19 protein-coding genes and 1 tRNA gene are annotated in these 20307 nt (G+C 41.9%); 13 read left to right on the forward strand and 7 right to left on the reverse strand.

The window, feature by feature from the left end; translation table 11 throughout:
• Nucleotides 1-17 precede the first annotated feature (17 nt).
• The 12 genes from BuS5_RS17555 to BuS5_RS17610 all read left to right on the forward strand — a co-directional run bounded on the left by BuS5_RS17555 (nt 18) and on the right by BuS5_RS17610 (nt 11376).
• Nucleotides 18-92, forward strand: a tRNA-Gln gene (locus tag BuS5_RS17555).
• Between the two features lie 61 nt (nt 93-153).
• On the forward strand, nt 154-1092 hold the full coding sequence (locus tag BuS5_RS17560) for a ribose-phosphate diphosphokinase (protein ID WP_027354264.1): 939 nt from the start codon (nt 154-156) through the stop codon (nt 1090-1092).
• 237 nt (nt 1093-1329) lie between these two features.
• Nucleotides 1330-1980 carry a 50S ribosomal protein L25 gene (locus BuS5_RS17565; protein WP_027354263.1) on the forward strand — a complete coding sequence of 217 codons (651 nt, stop codon included), beginning with the start codon at nt 1330-1332 and terminating at the stop codon, nt 1978-1980.
• A 3-nt stretch (nt 1981-1983) separates the two neighbouring features.
• Complete coding sequence (pth, locus tag BuS5_RS17570; protein ID WP_051374873.1) at nt 1984-2571, forward strand: aminoacyl-tRNA hydrolase; 588 nt, start codon at nt 1984-1986, stop codon at nt 2569-2571.
• A 97-nt stretch (nt 2572-2668) separates the two neighbouring features.
• Nucleotides 2669-4702: a sodium-translocating pyrophosphatase gene (locus BuS5_RS17575; protein WP_035265645.1), complete on the forward strand. Its 2034-nt coding sequence runs from the start codon at nt 2669-2671 to the stop codon at nt 4700-4702.
• Between the two features lie 205 nt (nt 4703-4907).
• Nucleotides 4908-5480 carry a CarD family transcriptional regulator gene (locus BuS5_RS17580; protein WP_157487413.1) on the forward strand — a complete coding sequence of 191 codons (573 nt, stop codon included), beginning with the start codon at nt 4908-4910 and terminating at the stop codon, nt 5478-5480.
• The gene (locus BuS5_RS17585) at nt 5452-6498 is read left to right on the forward strand and encodes an RluA family pseudouridine synthase (protein WP_051374871.1); all 1047 of its coding nucleotides are present in this window, start codon (nt 5452-5454) and stop codon (nt 6496-6498) included. The genes BuS5_RS17580 and BuS5_RS17585 overlap by 29 nt, the downstream gene beginning before the upstream one ends.
• Before the next feature lie 5 nt (nt 6499-6503).
• Nucleotides 6504-6908 (forward strand): hydantoinase/oxoprolinase N-terminal domain-containing protein, encoded by a 405-nt coding sequence (locus BuS5_RS17590; protein WP_338000294.1) that lies wholly within the window; start codon nt 6504-6506, stop codon nt 6906-6908.
• A gap of 122 nt (nt 6909-7030) precedes the next feature.
• The gene (locus BuS5_RS17595) at nt 7031-7510 is read left to right on the forward strand and encodes a hypothetical protein (RefSeq protein WP_274427834.1); all 480 of its coding nucleotides are present in this window, start codon (nt 7031-7033) and stop codon (nt 7508-7510) included.
• A gap of 102 nt (nt 7511-7612) precedes the next feature.
• Nucleotides 7613-8158, forward strand: a complete 546-nt coding sequence (locus BuS5_RS17600) for a hypothetical protein (protein ID WP_274427835.1) — start codon at nt 7613-7615, stop codon at nt 8156-8158.
• Nucleotides 8159-8319: 161 nt separating this feature from the next.
• The gene (locus BuS5_RS17605) at nt 8320-10101 is read left to right on the forward strand and encodes an AAA family ATPase (protein WP_027355047.1); all 1782 of its coding nucleotides are present in this window, start codon (nt 8320-8322) and stop codon (nt 10099-10101) included.
• 822 nt (nt 10102-10923) lie between these two features.
• Nucleotides 10924-11376 carry a hypothetical protein gene (locus tag BuS5_RS17610; RefSeq protein ID WP_035266568.1) on the forward strand — a complete coding sequence of 151 codons (453 nt, stop codon included), beginning with the start codon at nt 10924-10926 and terminating at the stop codon, nt 11374-11376.
• Here BuS5_RS17610 and BuS5_RS17615 read toward each other — a convergent pair.
• Nucleotides 11373-12572 (reverse strand): ISL3 family transposase, encoded by a 1200-nt coding sequence (locus BuS5_RS17615; protein ID WP_274427836.1) that lies wholly within the window; start codon nt 12570-12572, stop codon nt 11373-11375. The two genes, BuS5_RS17610 and BuS5_RS17615, sit on opposite strands and share 4 nt — an antisense overlap.
• Before the next feature lie 86 nt (nt 12573-12658).
• Nucleotides 12659-13813: an IS4 family transposase gene (locus BuS5_RS17620; protein WP_036019371.1), complete on the reverse strand. Its 1155-nt coding sequence runs from the start codon at nt 13811-13813 to the stop codon at nt 12659-12661.
• Between the two features lie 300 nt (nt 13814-14113).
• Between BuS5_RS17620 and BuS5_RS17625 the strand changes: the two genes are divergently transcribed.
• Nucleotides 14114-14389 carry a hypothetical protein gene (locus BuS5_RS17625; RefSeq protein WP_157487421.1) on the forward strand — a complete coding sequence of 92 codons (276 nt, stop codon included), beginning with the start codon at nt 14114-14116 and terminating at the stop codon, nt 14387-14389.
• 314 nt (nt 14390-14703) lie between these two features.
• Here the strand turns inward: BuS5_RS17625 and BuS5_RS17630 are convergent, their stop codons facing one another.
• The 5 genes from BuS5_RS17630 to BuS5_RS17650 are packed head-to-tail and all read right to left on the reverse strand — an operon-like array spanning nt 14704 to nt 20199.
• Nucleotides 14704-15555, reverse strand: coding sequence for a glycosyltransferase family 2 protein (locus BuS5_RS17630; RefSeq protein ID WP_232223082.1), 852 nt, complete (start codon nt 15553-15555; stop codon nt 14704-14706).
• Nucleotides 15528-16538: an NAD-dependent epimerase/dehydratase family protein gene (locus BuS5_RS17635; protein ID WP_027354348.1), complete on the reverse strand. Its 1011-nt coding sequence runs from the start codon at nt 16536-16538 to the stop codon at nt 15528-15530. Before BuS5_RS17635 ends, BuS5_RS17630 begins: the two co-directional genes overlap by 28 nt.
• Before the next feature lie 4 nt (nt 16539-16542).
• Nucleotides 16543-18213, reverse strand: a complete 1671-nt coding sequence (locus tag BuS5_RS17640) for a fatty acid CoA ligase family protein (protein ID WP_027354347.1) — start codon at nt 18211-18213, stop codon at nt 16543-16545.
• A gap of 28 nt (nt 18214-18241) precedes the next feature.
• Nucleotides 18242-19165 carry an alpha/beta fold hydrolase gene (locus BuS5_RS17645; protein ID WP_035265696.1) on the reverse strand — a complete coding sequence of 308 codons (924 nt, stop codon included), beginning with the start codon at nt 19163-19165 and terminating at the stop codon, nt 18242-18244.
• Nucleotides 19159-20199 (reverse strand): 3-oxoacyl-ACP synthase III, encoded by a 1041-nt coding sequence (locus BuS5_RS17650; RefSeq protein WP_027354345.1) that lies wholly within the window; start codon nt 20197-20199, stop codon nt 19159-19161. The genes BuS5_RS17645 and BuS5_RS17650 overlap by 7 nt, the downstream gene beginning before the upstream one ends.
• Between the last annotated feature and the right edge of the window lie 108 nt (nt 20200-20307).

Raw genomic sequence — 20307 nt, forward strand, 5'->3', positions numbered from 1 at the left:
CTTACCCATAAATTTACTGGGGCGTCGTCAAGTGGCAAGACACAGGATTTTGGTTCCTGCATTCGGAGGTTCGAATCCCCCCGCCCCAGCCATATGATGTTTTGAGAAATGATTTCTGTGTGGAGATGTTAATTTTATAAATGGAATGACCTTATGAATGGAATGTCATTATTTGCTGGAAATTCAAATTCCGATTTAGCAAAAAAAATATCTGTTTACCTTGATAAGCCCCTTGGCTCAGCCACGGTTAAGACCTTTAGCGATGGTGAGATTCAGATTGAAATCAAGGAAAATGTAAGGGGAAAAGATGTTTTTTTGCTTCAGTCTACCTGTGCTCCCGTAAATGACAACCTGGTAGAACTGTTGCTTATGCTGGATGCTTTCAAGCGTGCTTCGGCCAGCAAAATTACAGCCGTAATCCCTTATTACGGGTACGCAAGGCAAGACAAAAAAGTAGCTCCGAGGGTACCTATCAGCGCAAAATTGATCGCAGATTTGTTGACCATTTCGGGTGCCACCAGGGTAATCACGATGGACTTGCATGCTGGTCAGATCCAGGGTTTTTTCAATATTCCGGTTGACAATCTTTATGCAGCTCCTGTGATCATTGAATATGTTAAAGAAAAATTTGACCATGATCTAGTGATAGTCTCGCCTGATGCCGGAGGCGCTGAAAGGGCCAGAGCCTTTGCCAAGCGGCTTAAGGCCGGACTGGCAGTTATTGACAAGCGGAGAAGCGCTCCCAATAAGGCTAAAGCCATGGCGGTTATAGGTGATGTAAAGGGAAAAATAACGATAATTCTTGATGATATGGTTGATACTGCCGGTACATTGACCGAGGCTGCGGCAGCATTGCATGCAAATGGAGCTCGTGAGGTTCACGCCTGTTGTTCTCATCCTGTTCTGTCAGGCCCGGCCCTTCAGCGTATTAATGATTCGGTCTTGAAAAGCCTTTTGGTGACCGATACAATTCCGCTAAGTAAAAATGCAGCCGAGTGCGATAAGATTAAGGTCATTACCATAGCCGACATAGTCGGGGAAGCGATGATCCGATGTCATAACGGTGATTCTGTAACTTCTCTTTTTATTTAAATTTTTTTTACGAATTTTAGGCGTCTTGCATTGGGGCGTAAAAGTATTTAACACTTTTTTTCCATGTTAAAATCGGTATTCTTACCGCAGAGGACGCAGAAAGCGCAGAGGCACTGCTTAAAATTTAATGTAATATCTTAGCGTTCTCAGCGTTGAAATTTAGTTTTTTGTACAAAGTAAATGTAAGCTGAAAAGTGAAGAATGCTGAATTTTATATTATTTTAGGAGGTTCTTTTTTTGGATTTTGTTGAATTAAAAGCAAATATTAGAAAAACATCCGGTTCCGGCGTTGCCCGGACATTGCGATCTGCCGGAAAAGTCCCCGGGGTGCTTTACGGCCCGTCAGTGGATCCGATTTTACTCTCTCTCGACGTTAATGAATTGGAGACGAGCTTAAAAAAGGGCAAAATGGGCATGTCCATCTATAATTTGGCCATTCAGAATGGAAATACCACTAACAGGTCTGCAATGATTAAAGAGTTGCAAACCGATCCCATTACAAGAATGTTTCTGCATGTTGATTTTTATGAAATCGCATTGGATCGCAAAATAAAGGTCAACGTTCCGCTTATTCCGATAGGCAAGTCAAAAGGCGTGGAACTTGGAGGAATTTTGCAGGTAATCAGGCGTGAACTCGAGGTATTCTGCTTGCCGAATGAAGTTCCCAATAGTATTGAGATAGATGTGACAGATCTTGAGATAGGTGATTCAGTTCATGTTGAAGATATTTCTTTGGATGGAGGTATTGAAATTCCGGCGGAAGTAAATTTTACAGTTATTACTGTAATAGGAGCAAGGGTTGATGAAGAATTAGAGGAAGAGGCAGAAGAAGTCGAAGGAGAAGGGGCTGAAGAAGGAGATGCTTCTGAAAGCAAGGGAGATGAGTAATCTTTGGCTGATGAAATCCGTCTTGTGATCGGTCTTGGCAATCCCGGCGAACAGTACAGAAAAACACGTCATAATGCCGGTTTCATGGTTATCGATGCTATTTCGAATACTTTCGCGATTGCCCTTGATAAAAAAAAGTTCGATGCTGAATTCGGGCGTGGCTCCATAGAAGGAGTTGAAGTTATTCTGGTAAAGCCTCAATCCTTTATGAACAGAAGCGGCCCCCCGGTGCAGAAACTGGCGGCCTATTTTAAAATATCAACTCAGGATATTCTGGTCATTCATGATGATATTGACCTCAACTTAGGAAGATTAAAAATAAAAGAGAAAGGAGGGGGTGGCGGACATAATGGTATAAAATCGCTGATCAATGCTTTAAATGGCGTTAATTTTTCAAGACTTAGGATAGGAATCGGACGCCCCAATGAGCATATGGGCATTATTGACCATGTTCTTGGCAGATTCACGTCTGGAGAGTCTGAAGTCATGGAACTGACCATTGCCAGGGCAAAGGAGGCGGTTGTTGAGATACTTTGTAATGGTATCAAAGAAGGAATGAACAGGTTTAATGTAAATTTTATTGACTGTTAAGAGGCCTTTGCGATTATAAATTTAACTCAGCCGTGTATGGGTTGATAAAATTTTAATTTTGGCGGGGTCTCGCTTTTATTGAAAACGGAGGATAAATATGGAATCAATGATGGAGAATATTCCATTAATATGTACATTTGCAGGTATTGCCGGTGTTGTATTTGCTTTAATTCTTGCAGGAGCCGTCAAAGCTGCTCCAGCAGGAGACGCAAAAATGAACGAGATTGCCGCTGCTATCAAGTCTGGAGCGATCGCTTATCTTAATAGACAGATGAAAAGTATGGGTCTTGTGGGTATAATTATTGCCATCATACTTTTTTTTGCTCCTGGATACGGTTCCTGGGCTACGCTTGGTTTTGTCATAGGTGCGCTTGCATCCTATCTTGCAGGATATATCGGTATGCGTGTTTCAGTTCTTGCCAATGTAAGAACAGCGGAAGCATGCAAAAACGGTCTTAATGCAGGTCTTAGGCTGGCATTCAAAGGTGGTTCCGTTACAGGAATGATTGTTGCCGGTCTTGCATTAACATCCTGTGCCGGTCTTTACACCATATTGGTAAAAGAGGGGGTAGAGCCGGGCCATATTTCTGTTGCGATGGTGGCCCTGGGTTTTGGTGGAAGCCTTATTTCTATTTTTGCGCGGCTCGGCGGCGGCATCTTCACCAAGGGCGCTGACGTGGGCGCTGACCTTGTAGGCAAGGTAGAAGCAGGAATCCCCGAGGATGACCCGAGAAATCCTGCAACAATAGCTGATAATGTTGGTGATAATGTTGGTGATTGCGCCGGAATGGCCGCTGATCTTTTTGAAACATACGCAGTTACTACAGTAGCGGCGATGGTACTTGCGCATCTTCTTTTTCCGAAAAGCAATGCAGCCGTAGTTTATCCGCTTCTACTCGGAGCAGTCTCGATTATTGCATCTGCAATTTCAGTCTTTTTTGTCAAACTTAAAGAGGGCGATGATTACATCATGGGCGCTCTTTACAAGGGTATGTTCGGAGCTGCAATTTTGGCAGGAGTAGCCTTTTTACCTGTAACCAAAAAAATGATGAGCGAGGTTCCGGGTATTTCAGCCATGAGTCTTTATTATTCATGCCTTGTAGGTCTGGTTTTAACCGTTGTAATAGTTATTATTACGGAATATTATACCGGCGTTCGTAAACCCGTTAAAGATATTGCAGAAGCTTCCACCACCGGCCATGGCACCAACATAATAGCCGGCTTGGCTGTCAGCATGCAGTCGACCGCACTGCCGGTCCTGGCCATCTGTTGCGCAATACTTGCCTCCAGTTATTTTGCAGGACTTTACGGTATTGCGATTGCTGCTGTTTCAATGCTTTCCATGACCGGTATGGTAATTGCGATTGATGCTTACGGTCCTATCACTGATAATGCCGGTGGAATTGCTGAAATGGCTGAAATGGATGAATCCGTGCGCGCAATAACCGATCCCCTGGATGCGGTTGGTAATACCACCAAGGCGGTTACAAAAGGTTATGCCATTGGTTCTGCTGCCCTTGCCGCGCTTGTTCTTTTTTCCGCCTACACCCAGGAGTTCAAACATTTAGGAACAACCCTCGAGTTTGATTTATCCAATGTCGACGTTCTGGTAGGGCTCTTTATCGGTGGATTGCTTCCTTATCTTTTTGGTTCTTTTGCAATGAAGGCCGTTGGAAAAGCCGGTCATGCTGTTGTTAAAGAGGTTAGGCGTCAGTTTGCTGAAATTCCTGGAATCATGGAAGGCACGGCAAAACCGGATTATGCTGCCTGTGTTGATATTGTAACCAAATTTGCGCTTTCAGAAATGATGATACCAGCCCTTCTGCCTGTTATTACACCGATTATAGTAGGTTTCTGTCTTGGCCCGGTAGCTCTCGGCGGACTCCTTATCGGAAGTATTGTTACGGGTATTTTTGTAGGTATTTCCATGACAACCGGTGGGGCAGCCTGGGATAATGCTAAGAAATATATTGAAGACGGCAATCTTGGCGGCAAGGGTAGTGATGCCCATAAAGCTGCCGTAACAGGCGACACAGTTGGCGATCCTTACAAGGATACTGCCGGTCCGGCGATCAACCCGATGATCAAGATTCTTAACGTGGTTGCGCTTCTCCTTGTTCCGTTTTTATAAGAAAGATTTATTTTTTAAGTAGTTTTAAAAGGATTGGCCCTTTAAAGGGTCAATCCTTTTTTATTGATTGTCCAAAGGATATATGATATTAGTAACATTAAATAAAATAATTTTTGGCGTCCTTTTTTTGGGCGCAATAGAGTAGCTATTACTTTTCTCCATGTTATCATCGATACTTTTACCGCAAAGGAACTGCTTAAATTTTATGGAAATCAAAATAATAAAGAAACAGACCAGAAAACATACTGAGAATGTATGTAAATTTAAAGTCGGCGATCTGGCCGTTTATCCGGCCCACGGAGTGGGACTTATAGAGGCAATTGAAGAAAAAGTGATCAACGGAGAACAGCATGATTTTTATATATTAAAGGTCATAGAAAACGGAATGGTCATTATGATACCGACCTGGAATGTTGACCAGGTTGGGCTAAGAAATGTTGTTGATCCTGATGATATTCCCAAAATATATGGTGTCATAAAAGAGGAGCAGGCCTCTGTTGTAGACAAACAGACCTGGAACCGCCGTTACAAGGAATATATGGACAAGATCAAGACAGGCTCTATTTATGATGTGGCGGAAGTATTCCGTGATCTTTATCATCTTAAGCTTACTAAAGACTTGTCCTTTGGAGAACGCAAACTTTTTGACACTGCCCGGGTTCTACTGGTGACAGAGCTGTCAACTGCAAGAAATGTAGATGAGGCTGAAATCAAGTCCGAAATTAATTCTCTTTTTGAAACATTCTCCGATGAAAATTCATCAACAATGCCTGATTAAAACTTCTCATAGAATAATGTATAACCATGGCGCTTTTTCCTTTAATGTAACTAAAAAAGATACCGGAAAACGCCTTGATCAGGTCATTGCATCTACCCTTCCCGAATATTCCCGCACTCTTATAACAAGTCATATCCGCAATGGATATATTCTTGTTGCCGAGACACAAAGAAAGCCCGGATACCGAGTATCTGCAGGGGAAGAGATAAATGGAATTATTACGCCTCAGGAAGCCTTAACATGCACTCCCGAACCAATCAATATAGATATTATTTTTGAAGATATAGATATTATTGTAGTAAATAAACCACCAGGCTTGGTGGTGCACCCTGCGCCGGGACATTATACCGGCACCCTTGTTAATGGACTGCTTTATCATTGCCCCGGCCTTGTTGATACCGGCGAGCAATTCAGGCCTGGTATTGTGCACAGGATTGATAAGGACACATCAGGCCTGCTGGTTATTGCTAAAAACCGACAGGCTCATAACAGGCTTGCCGATCAGTTTAAATCAAGAACAATAAAGAAAAATTATCTTGCCCTTGTGCACGGTAAAATGGAATCCCAACACGGTAGAATCTCACTTCCCATAGGCAGGCATCCTGTTCAGAGAAAGAAGATGTCGACAATCAGCAGAAATAGCAGGGAAGCTGTAACGATATGGAAGGTCAAAGAGTGTTTTGAAAACGCAACACTTATTGAAGTTAATCTAAAGACCGGCAGGACGCACCAGATTCGCGTTCATACAGCTGTATTGGGGCATCCGGTTTTAGGCGATCAGATATATGGCGGGAAAAAAAGGGATAAGTTTGTTGAAGAAAAAACATCCCGACAAATGCTGCATGCCTGGAGACTTGAATTTTTGCATCCCATAAAAGGGAATAGAATTTTTCTTGAAGCGCCTATTCCTTCCGATATGGAGCAGGTACTTAGTGCTCTGCGGTCCGGGGTTAAGCTTACTGCCGGCACGTCGATCGAACCCTTACCTTTCCATCGAATCCGGCCGAAGCGGTTCTAAACGGGATCGCACATATTGCCGGCCGCCGGGATGTCCGCATCGTGCATGGATCCACCGTAGCTACAAATGCTATTCTTGAAAGAAAGGGCGCTGTAACAGCGCTTATAACAAACAAGGGTTTTGAGGATGTGATCGAGATCGGAAGGCAGAACAGGCACAACCTGTACGAGCTTTTTTATCGAAAACCGGCGTCGCTTGTGGCGCAGCAACTGCGTTTCGGCGTCAATTGCAGGGTCAACTCTGATGGCACGGTTCTCCAGGAACCTGATGATAAAGAATTACACGAAATAATCAAAAGAATAGAAGCATCAGGTGCGGAATCGGTTGCGGTATCATTCTTGTTTTCTTTTAAAAATCGGTGCTCTCCCGCTACTACATTGATTATAAACCGAGCAGGTTTAATGTTTTAATTGAAAGTTAACATAGCTTTTTGTTACATACTGTTTATTTTTAATTCTGATTTGATGCTTATTTTTAAAACAAACAAGGACTCATTTTTGCTTCTTGCTACCCAGTTTGGGAGGAAAAGATTATGAGAAAATCATCAGATTGGAATCAACCTTGCCCGAACAAAAATTGTAAGTGCTATGGGCAAGTAAATCAAAGAAATATTAGTTCTATCAGTACTTATATGACAAAAAGTGGTAAAAGGCGTATTTTTAAATGTTCTATCTGTGGCGAAAGATTTTCCGAAACACGTGACACTGCTTTTTTCGATCTAAAAACTGAAGAAGAAAAGGTAATGATGGCATTGAAGATGATCCTGGTAAATGTTGGAATAAGTGGAATCGCTTTCGTGCTTGGTATTAAAGAGGATACCGTTTTGTTCTGGTTGGATAAAGCATATAAAAACGCAGATGCAATTAACAAAGCGCTTCTCAAGGAACTTCCTGTAACTCATGTGGAATTGGATGAAATGTGTAGCTTTGTCAGGCGAAAAGTAAGTAAAAAATCTGAGAATACGAAACCTGAGAGCAGTCAAGAAGCAGAAGATGGTCGACAATGGATCTGAATCAGTTATGCTCCGCAATTCCGTCTTATTCTGGCTATGGTTGTTGGCCCCAGGACATTTGAAACCGCTCTTTCACTCATTGCAATGACTGCTGGCATAGTATTGGGAGTTCTCTGCTTCTTTAGCGACGGGTTTAGCTGCTACTTCAATGCTCTGCTTGAATACTACCATGAAATAAAAATCTTCCCAAAAACCGGACAAAGGGGACATCCGAAAGAGCCTGTTAAAGAGCCTCATTCTGAGTTGGTATATGGCCAGATGGTAAAAGAGAAGAAAAATGGAAAACTCCTCAAGATCACTTACCGCATCAGGTGTGGAGCAGAACGACTTGCTAAACTGGGGTTCAAAATAGGCACCAGTTTCCTTGAAAGATTGAACCTTACCATCAGGCAATCTCTCTCTCCTCTGAAACGAAAGACTCTTGGCTATAGCAAAAATAGAGAAAATCTTAAAAAACAAACTGTTTTTTTTCAAGCATTTTATAACTTTGCTCGTTCACATATGAGTCTCCGGGAAAGGATCTGTGATTCTGAAGAACGTTTTCAAAAAAAATGGAATCAAAAAACTCCAGGTATGGCAGCCGGAATTACTGACCACGTTTGGACGTTTAGAGAACTCTTAACTGTAAAAATTGCTACTGATTTATAATCAATGTAGTAGCGGGCGAGCACCGTTTTTCCTGGTATTGCAAGAAAAACATCCCTGGATTCCGGCTAAATACATGCCGGAATGACGACGTTAAAAAAGTATTTCACGGAAGTGTCGCTGTAGTGTTAATTTATCATTTTCATATAAAAAAGAGGATCATAATGAGATTCCCTTACGGATTATGCGATTTTAACAAAATTATAACCAAAGGTTATTTTTATTGCGATCGCACAAATTTTATTACCTTGCTCGAAAATACCGGAAATTTCCTTCTTTTTTTGCGTCCCCGCAGATTCGGCAAAAGCCTTGTGCTTTCGATGCTTGAAAACTATTACGATCTGGCAAGAAAAGATCGGTTCCAGGATCTCTTCGGCCATCTTCTGATCGGCAAAAACCCCACTCCCTCGCACAATCAATACTTTATCCTTAAATGGGATTTTTCCTGTGTTGACCCTTCAGGAAACTCAAAAGATATTAAACGCGCATTTCATGGTCATATAAATTCCTGCATTGAAGCATTTGCCATGGATTATGAAGATTACCTTGTTCGGGAAATCAAGGTTGACCTTAACGATGCCACCCGCTCAATCAAATCTCTTTTATCTGTAACCCGCAAATCCGGGCATCCTGTTTATCTGTTGATAGATGAATATGATAACTTTGCAAATGAAGTCATGATGGGCATACGGAAGAAAAAAGAAGATATATATGAAGCCCTTGTTTATGAGGAAGGGCCGCTGAAAACATTGTTTAAGGCAGTAAAGGCCTCAACCGATGGTTCCGGTTTTGACAGAAGTTTCATTACAGGGGTATCGCCTGTGGTAATGAGCGATATTACAAGCGGCTACAATATCGCAAAAAATATATATTTGAATCCTGTTTTTAACGATTTGTGCGGATTTTATAAAAACGAGATAGAAAAAGCCTTGCATGCAATATCAGCAGAATGCGGACTAAAAGAAAAAGATATTGCAGAAGCCCTTGATCTCATGCGTGTTTATTATAATGGCTATAAATTCGCGGCGGATGCAAAAGAGCCTGTTTATAATCCCACCCTGGCAATCTATTTTATTGAAGCATTTGCCGGAACCTGCAAATATCCCAGGAAAATGCTCGATTCCAACCTTGCGGCAGATGAGGCAAAGCTTCAGTATATATCCCAAATACCTAAAGGCGGGCAGCTTTTGCTTGACCTGATAAAAAAACATAATTTTCTTGTAATATTTGATCTAAGTGATCGTTTCGGGATTCAGCAGATGCTGACGGACAAAAGTAAAGATTTTGTTTTTGCAATCTCTTTTTTATATTATTTTGGAGTGTTGACAATAGCCGGTGAAACAGACGAAGGTGAGTTGATTTTGCAGGTTCCGAACCTGGTAACCCGCGGTCTTTATGTGGAGCGGATTCAGCAGATGCTTCTGCCGGAACCTGTTGACCGGGATGACGGGGTTTTTGCTGCAAGGCAGCTTTATACCAAAGGAAATATGCAGCCGTTATGCGAGTTTGTCGAACAGAGATTTTTTAAGGTATTTCACAATCGGGATTATAGATGGGCAAACGAATTTACCGTCAAAACGGCTTTTTTAACACTCCTTTATAATGATATATTATATATTATTGATTCTGAAAAAGATGCAGGCGGCGGTTATGCCGACCTGACCATGATCATCCGTCCCGACATGAGGCGGTTCAAAATTCTTGATGTTTTGATAGAATTTAAATATGCAGGGCTTAAAGAAGCCGGTTTAACAGGAGCAAAAGCAAAAGCCCTGACCATGGACGAACTTCGCCTTATTCCCGCAATGCAGGCCGGGATGGAAGAGGCCAAAAAGCAGATCAGGCAATATGGCGATGCGCTGGAGAAAAAATACAGTGATCTACGGCTTAAACGATACGCCGTGGTGTCGCTTGGCTTTGAAAGATTGTTGTGGGAAGAAGTGTAACAACGATTATTGTACAGACCTCGTATTTTTATCAATATTAATTAGACGCTATGATATCTAATAATCTGAATATATTTATAATTAAAGCTATAGTGTAAAGCTGTATAAAAATTGGACACGGCAATTTTCATGCCATCGTTTTGTTTAAATTAATTCAATAAGTTAGTGGTAAAATTTATAAAAACATTGTCGAACTCAAATACCGAGGTCTGTTGTAGAAAATTTACAGTAAGAAAATAATTGGTTTATCGTTTCCACGCTCCAGCGTGGGAACGCATACCATGTGGGGTTCCCACGCTGGAGCATGGGAACCAGGCAAGGATATATTTTACCTTCGTTCCCTCGTTCCCAGGCTCTGCCTGGGAATGAGGGAAAAAATCTCCAGCTTTTTTTAATCATAGCCCATCATTTAATCATATAAATCACAGTTCAGATAATTGTCTGAACTGTGATTTTATATGATTTTGGGATTTCCCTGATTAGAAACGATGACGAAATAACTTCTCCTCAGGCGCTATTGAGCCTCAGGGGTTCTGGTGTTCCCGCCGCCGAAGATGAACATAATTAGATCATGCCTGGTTCCAATACTCCGGCGTAGGAACCCATTTTTTTTAAACCCTTAACTGCCGGAACAGATATAATCAGCTTTACAGTTATCAATCTTTTTGCTAAATTTATAAGAAGTAAGGAAAATTCAAAAAAGTGATCTCGGAACAATTTCCAGTCAACCCCAAAGAGGTAGTGGCATTCTTGATTTTGAAGCATGGGAAAAAATAAAGTCATAATCACCGGCATCCTCACACATTAACGGGAGAATTAATTATGGAAAATGAAATAAAACAGCAGGAGCAGATGAAACTGCCGCAGGATTTCCAGACTCTTATCGCCGGTTTTTTCCCTAATACAAAATATTTTGACAGCCGGTTTGATCTTTTACAGGTTCAAATCGATGAATCAAGAAGAAATCAGGAACAGATCAAGGAGCAACTCAGAGATTTTAAAGGAGATACTGATAAACGCTTTGATAAGGTGGATCAAAGGTTTCAGCAGGTAAATCAAAGGTTTGATCAGATTGATCAAAGGTTTCAGCAGGTGGATCACAGATTTCAGCGGCTTGAAGACAAAATAGACAATCTGATTGAACGTATTGATGTCAAGATTGATAGAGGTTTAAAAGAAAACCGGAATATGACTGTAAGACTTTTCACATTTGCGCTCTCTTTCTCTCTTGTTGCGGTAATCGGGATGTTTGGAAAACTTTTTGGGTTGTTTTAAAAAGTAGGGACGGATTCTATATCCGCCCTGTCAGTATCCGCCAAAGATACAGGGTCAGGGGTTCCTTTCCGGTCGGGACGGTCATCCTGAATGCATAAAAACCTGGTCGCAAACCAGGGCCTGGCTAAGTTCGGGTCTTCCGGATCTTCTCCGAAATCCTGCGGCGCTATCCCGAGATCCGGATAAAAAAAATCGGTTATACTTTTTTTTATATTATACATCTCTTCAATGGCGGTATTTACAGCGGCATTGTCAGTCACGGTACTGAAAGTAGCGGCGACAAAAAAGGCCATCATTGACATTATAAAGATAACCACCACGAATTCCAATTTCATGTCGGTATCTTTATTTTGAAGTCTTCTACGAACTTGATTCATACGTTCGTTTAATTGTTTCATTACATGAAATCGATCGACAACTACCATTGAACGAGGCAATTTTTTTTTAACGGCTTGTGCGTATGGCCTCCACATATCTATTGATACGTAACGTATAGACTTTTTTTGTCTGTAACTTAAGGCCGTTATCCATTTTTCTAATGACTTTTTCTCTCGATCAGGCAAAATTGCGAGAATGCATTTTCTGTCAATATCCGAAATAACGAGCACATATTGTTTATACCGTTTTTTTAAAGATATCTCATCAATTCCTAAAACTCTTGTTTCCATTCTATCAATGCAGTTCTTTTGAGAAGAATAATGTTTTAAAATGTCACATACAGTTGACTGGCTTAAGCTTTCTTTATTAGCTACTTTTTTTCGATTACTTGATAAGCAAGATTCATAAACATGTCGTTCAAAAGCATGGGTCTGCCTCCGATAGGCATCAATAAAAGACAGCTCCTCAGTGAATACTTTATTACACTGATCACATTTAAAACGGCGGGATATAAAATGAAGAAAGGTTTTCTTCCCCCAAATGTCTAAATGGCGTACACATCGCTTTTCTTCAGCATGTATATTTTCGCAGATTGCCCCACATTTTGGGCAAATAGCAACATCATTTTGATGGATACAGTATAGATGCAATACCTCATAAGTATCTTCACGGCGAACCATGTACATAGTTACAATCAATGCTGAAATACCAAGTAACTCTGTTAATACGGTATCGTTAGCTTTTTTAAATTCTGCTTTACAAATACGTTTCACTGATCGAGCAGCATCCTTAATAAATGAAATTGGCAAAAGTAACATCTGGGAATTACTCCTTATTAGGGTTTTTCCCATTGTTAACTATTACAAATAATTGACTTGGTCTACTTTTTTTCAGTAGTGTCCGGTTAAGTTTTTGCATATAGCATTTGCTCTTTGATAATCAGATTATTAGACCATACGTTTTTTTCGTCAGTACGTAATTCGTTCTGGATGGTATTTCTAAGCTGACGAATCCTCTTTATTGATACAGGTTCATTAAACTGTTCATGGCAGTATATGGCCATAAGCAGGTAGGTTATTAACCCCGCAAGGATTTGAACCATCAGGCCATATCTACTGTGAGCAATCAAGTGGTACACTTTTAAATGTTTCTTCCACCATTTGAAAAAAGTTTCGATATCCCATCTAAGCTTATAAACGGTTGCAACCTGCTCGGCTGTAAGATCATAACGATCAGTTGCCACAAAATATTTGACACCGGCAATTTTATAACCAACCAGTCGAACCGGCTTTCTGGTCTGGTTTACCCCAGGAGTGCCAAGAAGAACCACAGCATCATAAAAAATATAGCTGTCGGGATCAACAGGCTGCTCTTTGATAATAGTTCTTGTTGTTTTCGCTTTGATGCGGCAAACAAAATGTTTTTTTTCATCCTGAAGAAGATCAAAATCCTTATGTGATTGATACCCCCGATCCATGATTCCTGTTTGGCCTTTTGTAAGGATAGACCTGACAAAGGGGCGTTCAGCGCCATTTCCATTTGTCAGATGAATTTTTATAGGAATCTTGCGATTGACATCAAAGCCGAAATGGCCTTTTGCTTTTTTAGCGCCTTTTCTGTAATCAGCCCAGTACATGGACAGAACTGCATCAATTAAAGATCCATCAATGGAAACGAGTTCACCGAGATCTGAATAATTTGATGGTAAAGCATTTTGTGCCTGGCTGCAAAGAGCTTGAAAAACATATTCAAGCTGTTCAAGCCCTCGAGAATTGATAATTTCGGAAAAACTGCTACGACTGATCCCTCCATCTGGAGCGACACATTCTTTGGCAAAATCGTCTTCTTTAAGGTGTTGAATAAGATCACGAGCTGATTCATGTTCTTGTAGATGGAAAAATATCAGTGCGTGAAGCTGATCTTCAAAAGTCATTTTCAATGGCCTGTGACCTCGGGATTTAAGCTGTGGCGTGTCAGGAAAAATCTTTTGCAAAGGTTTGAGAAATCGAGCATGAGATTGGGGATTAAAATTCTTTTTTGGGATATTGAATATGTCCATTTTTGTCTTAACTCCTTGTTATAATTATATTTTATAACAAAACGATAAAAAATTTTTATTTGGTTTGTCAAGTAAAAAATGAACATTTTTCTAATTTTTTTATCCCATATAACATGCAAAAACCTAACCGGACACTACTGACTTTTTTTTTAAATTTTTTCATATATTTTTCGACATCCTTCATTAAAGGCCAAAAGTAGTTTACACTTTTTAATGTAAAATTGCACTTCTCGTTCCCACGCTGGAGCATGGGAACCAGGCAAGAACCAGCATCTAAAAAGTGTAAACTAAATTTGAAGGATGTCTATTTTTTCACACTATTCCGCGATGAACCCTATTGTATCGGAAAAAATACCTGTGGATGTGGTTATTAACAAGCTGGAGCAGAATCAGGATGGAAGTTTTTATCTGGACGGCAATGCTTTTACGGGACGTTCGATTATAGAATTTAACAATAGCCTTTCGCGGCTTGATCGCTTTAAAACTACCATTCTTGAAACCATAAAGCGGGACGAAGCTTCATCCAGCCCAAGAACAAAGATGCTGCGTAACCGTTCACGGTTACAAGCGGCATAATTTCCTGTTTATAAATTGAATCTCAGGCCATCAACGTAAGGCGGGACAGCTACTTTGGTGGATTCGTCGCTTACGCTCCTTAATCCACCCTACGGTTCAAGAGCAACGTAAGTTTGTAGGGTGGATTAAGCGAAGCGAATCCACTGAAACCCGCTGTATTTTTCAACCGTTAACTGTGAACCTATAACCGTGAACGGTTACGAATATTGAAATCAAACCCGGCTATAGTCCGGCCACTTGCAGGCTACCGGTTATAACCAAAAAGTATCGACAGGATATTGATTAATATGGAAATATTCTAATCTATGTGTAAATTACGCATATTTCTTTACAAGCTTCTGATAATGCTCCGCTTCATCATATCTGCCGCGTTTTGCACAGCCGGCCCCATATATTTTACATTTTTTCAGAAGCATTTTGACGGCTTTTTTATGCCTGCTGTTTGAAAGCCTGTCGCTTTGCAGCAGCTTCAGTATGGACGCAACCCGGTATTTATCGAGTCCCGGAGCCTTTGAAAGCTGATCATCATGGCCGCCTCTTTTTATTACAAGCGGCTTATCCAGCAGAAACACAGGGTATTGAAGGCTTGTGCGCAGCCAAAGGTCATAATCCTCACAGGCCGGCAGATTTTCATCAAACATTCCTGTCTCATCAAATAGTCGCCGGTCCATCATCACGGCTGACGGGCTGACCAGGCATAAAGATAAGGATTGTTCAAAGATATGGCCTGAAATTTTTTTGTGCTTTTTCCCGGGGTTCACCCTGATGCCGTTTCTGATCCATATCTCTTCCGTCTGGCAAATCAAAGCTTCCTTATGGGAAGCAAAAAACTCCAACTGGAAGGATAGCTTCTCCGGGCGCCAAAGGTCATCCGAATCAAGAAAAGCTATATATTGACCGAATGAGTTTTTTATCCCTAGGTTGCGTGCGGCGCTTACGCCACGGTTATCCTGTTGCAAGACCTTTAGTCTGCCTTTGTATCCCTGGAGTAAAGCGGTGGTATTATCGGTTGAGCCGTCATCCACTACAATCAGTTCAAAGTCGGTGCAGTACTGGGACAGAACGGAATCAACAGCTTCTTTTAATACCCAGCCGCGATTATAGGTGGGTATAATTACGCTGATTTGAGGTTTTTGCATTATTGTACAGGATATTTTTTTAACCATTCTCCAAGCCTGGCAAGCCCCTCCCGGGTCGATATTTTCGGCCGAAAACCTAAATCTTTTTTTGCGGCGCTGATGTTAAACCAGTGCGCCGTGGCAAGCTCGTGGGCGACAAAACGGGTCATCCGGGGTTCCTGTTTAATTTTAAAAATCTTGTAACAGGTTTCCAGCACAGCCCCGATGGCCCAGGCCATATTTTTGCTTATCGATTTTTTGACCTGGTTTAAGCCGGCTGCCTTAAGAATATTATCTACCATATCCCATAAATAGACCGGTTCATCCTGGCTGATAAAATATACCCTGCCGGACAGGCTGCTATCCTCTTTTAATTGATCCGCAGCCATGATATGCGCGTCAGCGGCATTATCGATATAAATGGTATCGACCAGATTTTTACCGTTGCCCACCCGTACAAGGCTTGCGGCTCTTTTGATTATCCGGGGGACCAGATTTGTATCTCCCGGCCCCCAGATCAAATGCGGCCTTAAGCTTATGGTTTTTAACCCATACTTTGACGCCTCTATAACAGCCTGTTCCGCGAGGGCCTTGGTCGCAGGATAAAAGGCATGATACTTAGCCGGGTAGGGGATGCTTTCATCAACGCCTTCCATATCGGAACCGTCAAAAATCACACTTGGAGAGCTTGTATAGATCAGCCTGTCAACATTGTTGCTTCGGCATGCTTGTATAATGTTGCAGGTGCCTGTATAATTAATATTATAATAATCTTTATAGCTGCCCCAGACGCCAGTCATGGCGGCGGCATGAAATACAATCTCGATATCTTGACAAGCTTTTTCCACTTCTTCTTTGCTGCAAAGATCTCCTTTAACCTGGTCAATGCCGGATTTTTCAAGGTTATGATAAAAATTCCGCGAAAAAGTTCGCACATAACAGCCGCGTTTTATCAGTTTTTTTACTACGGCGCCGCCTAGAAAACCACCGCCGCCTGTAACCAGAACTCTTTGCGCTGATTGTAAACTCATAATTTCAGTCTATATGGCTGCTGGCCCATTGTGCGAGCTTTTCCCTGAATATTTTGGAATTATGCCTGATATCCACGGGGAAAGTTTTTTTAAACAAAACCGTTTTTATATTTTTGGTTAAATCATTGCCAGCCGCAATCTCCAGCAGCTCTTTTTTAAGTAGATTCAAGCCGTTTCGGCTATCATTTTTTTGAAGCTCTATACATATTACAGGTTCCTGGTTGGGGCGGGTTCCAGCACCCACAAGAGCGCTGCGTAAAACCCTTTTGTGATTGTTAAAAAGAGCCTCGCACGGAATGGTAAACAGTGTTTCTTTTTTGGTGATAACCCGATGATTCTTGCGGCCGCAAAACCATATACGCCCTTTTTCATCTATTCGCCCCAGATCGCCCATTCTGTGCCATGTTGTGCAATTATGATGTATTTTTGCATTTGATTCAGCTTCCGGCCTGCGATAGTAATGCTTTGTGACAATATCACCCTTAACGGTAATTTCTCCGACCTCACCATCCGGGATTATTAAATCATCAGACCATTGCTCAACAGGATCATCGGTAATTTTTATAATTTTTACTTCTATGTCACCGATCGGTCTTCCTACACATATGCCATGCCCTGCTTTACTCAAGACCGCTGTTTCTGAAAGAATTTCATTGCTTCCGATTGATGCGACCGGCATGGCTTCCGTAGCGCCGTAAGGAGTATGAATCTGCGCTCCATTGCACAGCATGGAGGCAAAGCGGCCTGAATTTTCAGGAGCAACAGGGGCGCCGGCCGATACAACCCTCTTTAAAGATGGCAGTTTAATACCTTTTTTCTTTATATAAATTCCCACCCGGTTCAATAAGGCGGGAGAGGCAAACATATTGGTAACACCGTGGTTAGTAATTGCTTCTACTATTTTTCCAGGATTTACAAAGGCGGGTTTGGTGGGGTCCATATCGGGTATCACGGCCGTAATTCCGAAGGCCGGATCAAATAAGGCAAAAAGAGGAAAGGTGGGCAGATCGACCTCATCGGCAGTTATTTGAAAATGGTCTTTTATACGGCGCACCTGGTCATCGAAGGTCCCATGAGTATAGACAACCCCCTTGGCAGGGCCGGTGCTTCCGGTTGTAAAAAGAATTGCCGCAATTTCATTTTGCCCGGTTTTTTTTATTTCAAACGGCTGCCAGGGTTTTATGCAGATATTTTTCAGGTTAAAACCACCCCAGAACCATCGCCGGCCGGCTGTAATCCAGATTTTTACATCTTTGAAAAAGCCCGGGTAAATTTTTCGGAGAATATGGGCAATCGGAATCCCGATAAAGGCTTCAGGCGCGCATTCCTTAAAACATCTGACCATCCGGCTTAGACCCATACCCGGATCGACCACAACCGGTACTGCGCCGGTTTTGAAAAGCGCAAAAATCAGACAAAAAAATTCAATGCCCGGCTTTACCATCAAGACTGTTCTGACGCCCCGTTTGATGCCGGCCCGTTCCAGACCATGGGCCATACAATCGGATTCCCGGTCCAGTTGCTGAAATGTTAGATGGCTGTAAGCAATCCGTCCATTTTTATCCCTGCCGGCCGGAGAGATTACAGCCTTATGATAAGGCCGCTCATTGGCCATACGCCTTAGATATAAGGCAACATTAACACCGGTATTCTGTTTATTGTCACATGTACTCATTTTAATTTAGGCTTTCCACCTTCAAACTTCAACCTAAATTCCTTATCGGATTGTTTTTCAAAAAAGTTTTAACTGTTGCGCATATCTTGTCAGGTTCATCTTCAAGCACATAATGACCGGCAGTGGTAAAATAATGGAGAATGGCCTTTGGGAACCGCCGCTTCCATTCTTTCAGGTAAGTATCATCAAAAACAAAATCATGTTTGCCCCAGCAGATCAGCATCGGGATGCCGGACAGTTTATAAAGATCATCATCGGTTTTTTTTACAATATGATAGCTCGGGTCTTTTTCCGTTACCGGGATATCCTGAACAAACTTTAAAGTGGCAATCCTGTTCTGCCAGGAATTGTAGGGGGCTTTCAATCCGGCTTTAACATCTCCGGCAAGGCCTTTAAAAGAAGCCATAAACAACGCAGCGTATGAAAAGATATTGAATCCCTGAACAGCAAGCTTTGATAATATTTTGCAATTACGTATGACCCATAACCTGAAAGGAAGTTTTTTCTTGCCTGGTGGCAGAAAGGCCGCCGTATTCATTATAACCAGGCGTCCGATTTTTTTCCAATGCCTGAGTGCAAAGGCCATACCGATCATTCCGCCCCAGTCATGCATAATCAGGGTCAATTTTTTGTTTGGGTTCAGGTGAGCAAACAGGGCATCCAGATCGTCGATCCTGCTTTTTAACCTGTAACCATACTTGCTGATCTCAGGTTTGTCAGAGAGTCCGCAGCCTATATGATCAACAGCTATTGCGCGGTAATCTGCGGAAAGTTCCTTGACCAGCCTCCTGAAATAAAAAGACCAGGTCGGATTTCCGTGAATCATTACAACAGGATCGCCGGAGCCTTCGTCCAGGTAGTGATATTTAAGACCGTTCAAGTCGAAGTAATGAGACTTGAACGGATAAAGCCGGCGAAAACCGGAGATGTTAATCGGGCTGTTTATTACCATCTTATTCCAAGCATAATACAGTTAAGTCCGCTTCCTATCCCGAAAAAACCGACATAATCCCCGGGGATGAGGAATTCACGCTCGGATGCTATGGCGGCGGTTATCGGCAATGAAACCGTACCGATATTCCCAAGATACTGAAAAGTTGTAAAATCTTTTTCAGCAGGGATACCTATGGCATTAAGTATTGTTTTCTGATGTGAAGATCCGACTTGATGACATATTATTTTGTCAGGCTTGTTTTCAGGCCAGCCTATTTTTTGGATAAAGGCCCTGAATGTTTTAACACCCAGGGCGACTCCGTTATTAAGGACTCCCACAGAATCGGTCTCCATCGCATGCAGACCGCTGGCCGGTATTCCGGTATCGGGTCCCCAGCGGCAAAGTTCATGGTACTCGACGGCATTTTTTACTATGCCGCCCTCCAGTAAATGACCTTTGCGTGATAAGGATTTGTCACATAATAATACTGCCGCTGCGCCTGATCCACCGGTAAGCGTGGCTACCGTTTTTTTAAAACTCTCCATGCTTTTTTCTTTAAGCAGCCGCTCAATTGTAATGTCCATGATCTGCCTGGCTGATTCACATGAAAGAACAAGGCCGGCCCTGATCTGGCCGAGTTCAATGGCATTTGCAACCTGGACTATCCCGTTTAATATTCCCAGGCAGGCATTGGAAACATCGTAAACCATTGCATCCGCGCCAAGTCCCAGCTCATGCGATACAGCGCAGGCTGTCGCAGGTTCGAGATGATCCCGGCAAACGCCTCCGTAAACGAGCATTCCAATCTGATCAACATCGACCGCTGAAGACTTGATCGCTTTTGCTCCAGCTTTAACAGCGCCGGTGCACATTTTATAGCCTTTATCCCAGAATCGTCTTTCACTGATTCCGGTCAGTGCTTCGAGTTGACCTTTTTGAAAATGAAGCGCCTTATAAAAAGGCTCCAGTCGATTTTCAATATCTTCGGAGGTTATGATATTAGGAGCCAGTTCATAACCGAAGGAATCCATATAAACTTTAGAATATTTCATACTGTCTATTAATTAATTTTTAATATATCATAACAAGTAAAAATATCTCAAAGCATAATCTTTTGGCAATATTTTTCTTGCTTTCAAACTAAATTTTTCAGATACTTA

This window comes from Desulfosarcina sp. BuS5, assembly GCF_028752835.1.
In the GTDB taxonomy this organism is placed as follows: domain Bacteria; phylum Desulfobacterota; class Desulfobacteria; order Desulfobacterales; family BuS5; genus BuS5.

Coding starts and splice junctions, on each gene's coding strand:
- BuS5_RS17560 (WP_027354264.1), top strand. CDS start 154: ATGAATGGAATGTCATTATTTGCTGGAAATTCAAATTCCGATTTAGCA.
- BuS5_RS17575 (WP_035265645.1), top strand. CDS start 2,669: ATGGAATCAATGATGGAGAATATTCCATTAATATGTACATTTGCAGGT.
- BuS5_RS17580 (WP_157487413.1), top strand. CDS start 4,908: ATGGAAATCAAAATAATAAAGAAACAGACCAGAAAACATACTGAGAAT.
- BuS5_RS17585 (WP_051374871.1), top strand. CDS start 5,452: ATGAAAATTCATCAACAATGCCTGATTAAAACTTCTCATAGAATAATG.
- BuS5_RS17595 (WP_274427834.1), top strand. CDS start 7,031: ATGAGAAAATCATCAGATTGGAATCAACCTTGCCCGAACAAAAATTGT.
- BuS5_RS17605 (WP_027355047.1), top strand. CDS start 8,320: ATGAGATTCCCTTACGGATTATGCGATTTTAACAAAATTATAACCAAA.
- BuS5_RS17610 (WP_035266568.1), top strand. CDS start 10,924: ATGGAAAATGAAATAAAACAGCAGGAGCAGATGAAACTGCCGCAGGAT.
- BuS5_RS17615 (WP_274427836.1), bottom strand. CDS start 12,572: ATGTTACTTTTGCCAATTTCATTTATTAAGGATGCTGCTCGATCAGTG.
- BuS5_RS17620 (WP_036019371.1), bottom strand. CDS start 13,813: ATGGACATATTCAATATCCCAAAAAAGAATTTTAATCCCCAATCTCAT.
- BuS5_RS17625 (WP_157487421.1), top strand. CDS start 14,114: ATGTCTATTTTTTCACACTATTCCGCGATGAACCCTATTGTATCGGAA.
- BuS5_RS17630 (WP_232223082.1), bottom strand. CDS start 15,555: ATGGTTAAAAAAATATCCTGTACAATAATGCAAAAACCTCAAATCAGC.
- BuS5_RS17635 (WP_027354348.1), bottom strand. CDS start 16,538: ATGAGTTTACAATCAGCGCAAAGAGTTCTGGTTACAGGCGGCGGTGGT.
- BuS5_RS17640 (WP_027354347.1), bottom strand. CDS start 18,213: ATGAGTACATGTGACAATAAACAGAATACCGGTGTTAATGTTGCCTTA.
- BuS5_RS17645 (WP_035265696.1), bottom strand. CDS start 19,165: ATGGTAATAAACAGCCCGATTAACATCTCCGGTTTTCGCCGGCTTTAT.
- BuS5_RS17650 (WP_027354345.1), bottom strand. CDS start 20,199: ATGAAATATTCTAAAGTTTATATGGATTCCTTCGGTTATGAACTGGCT.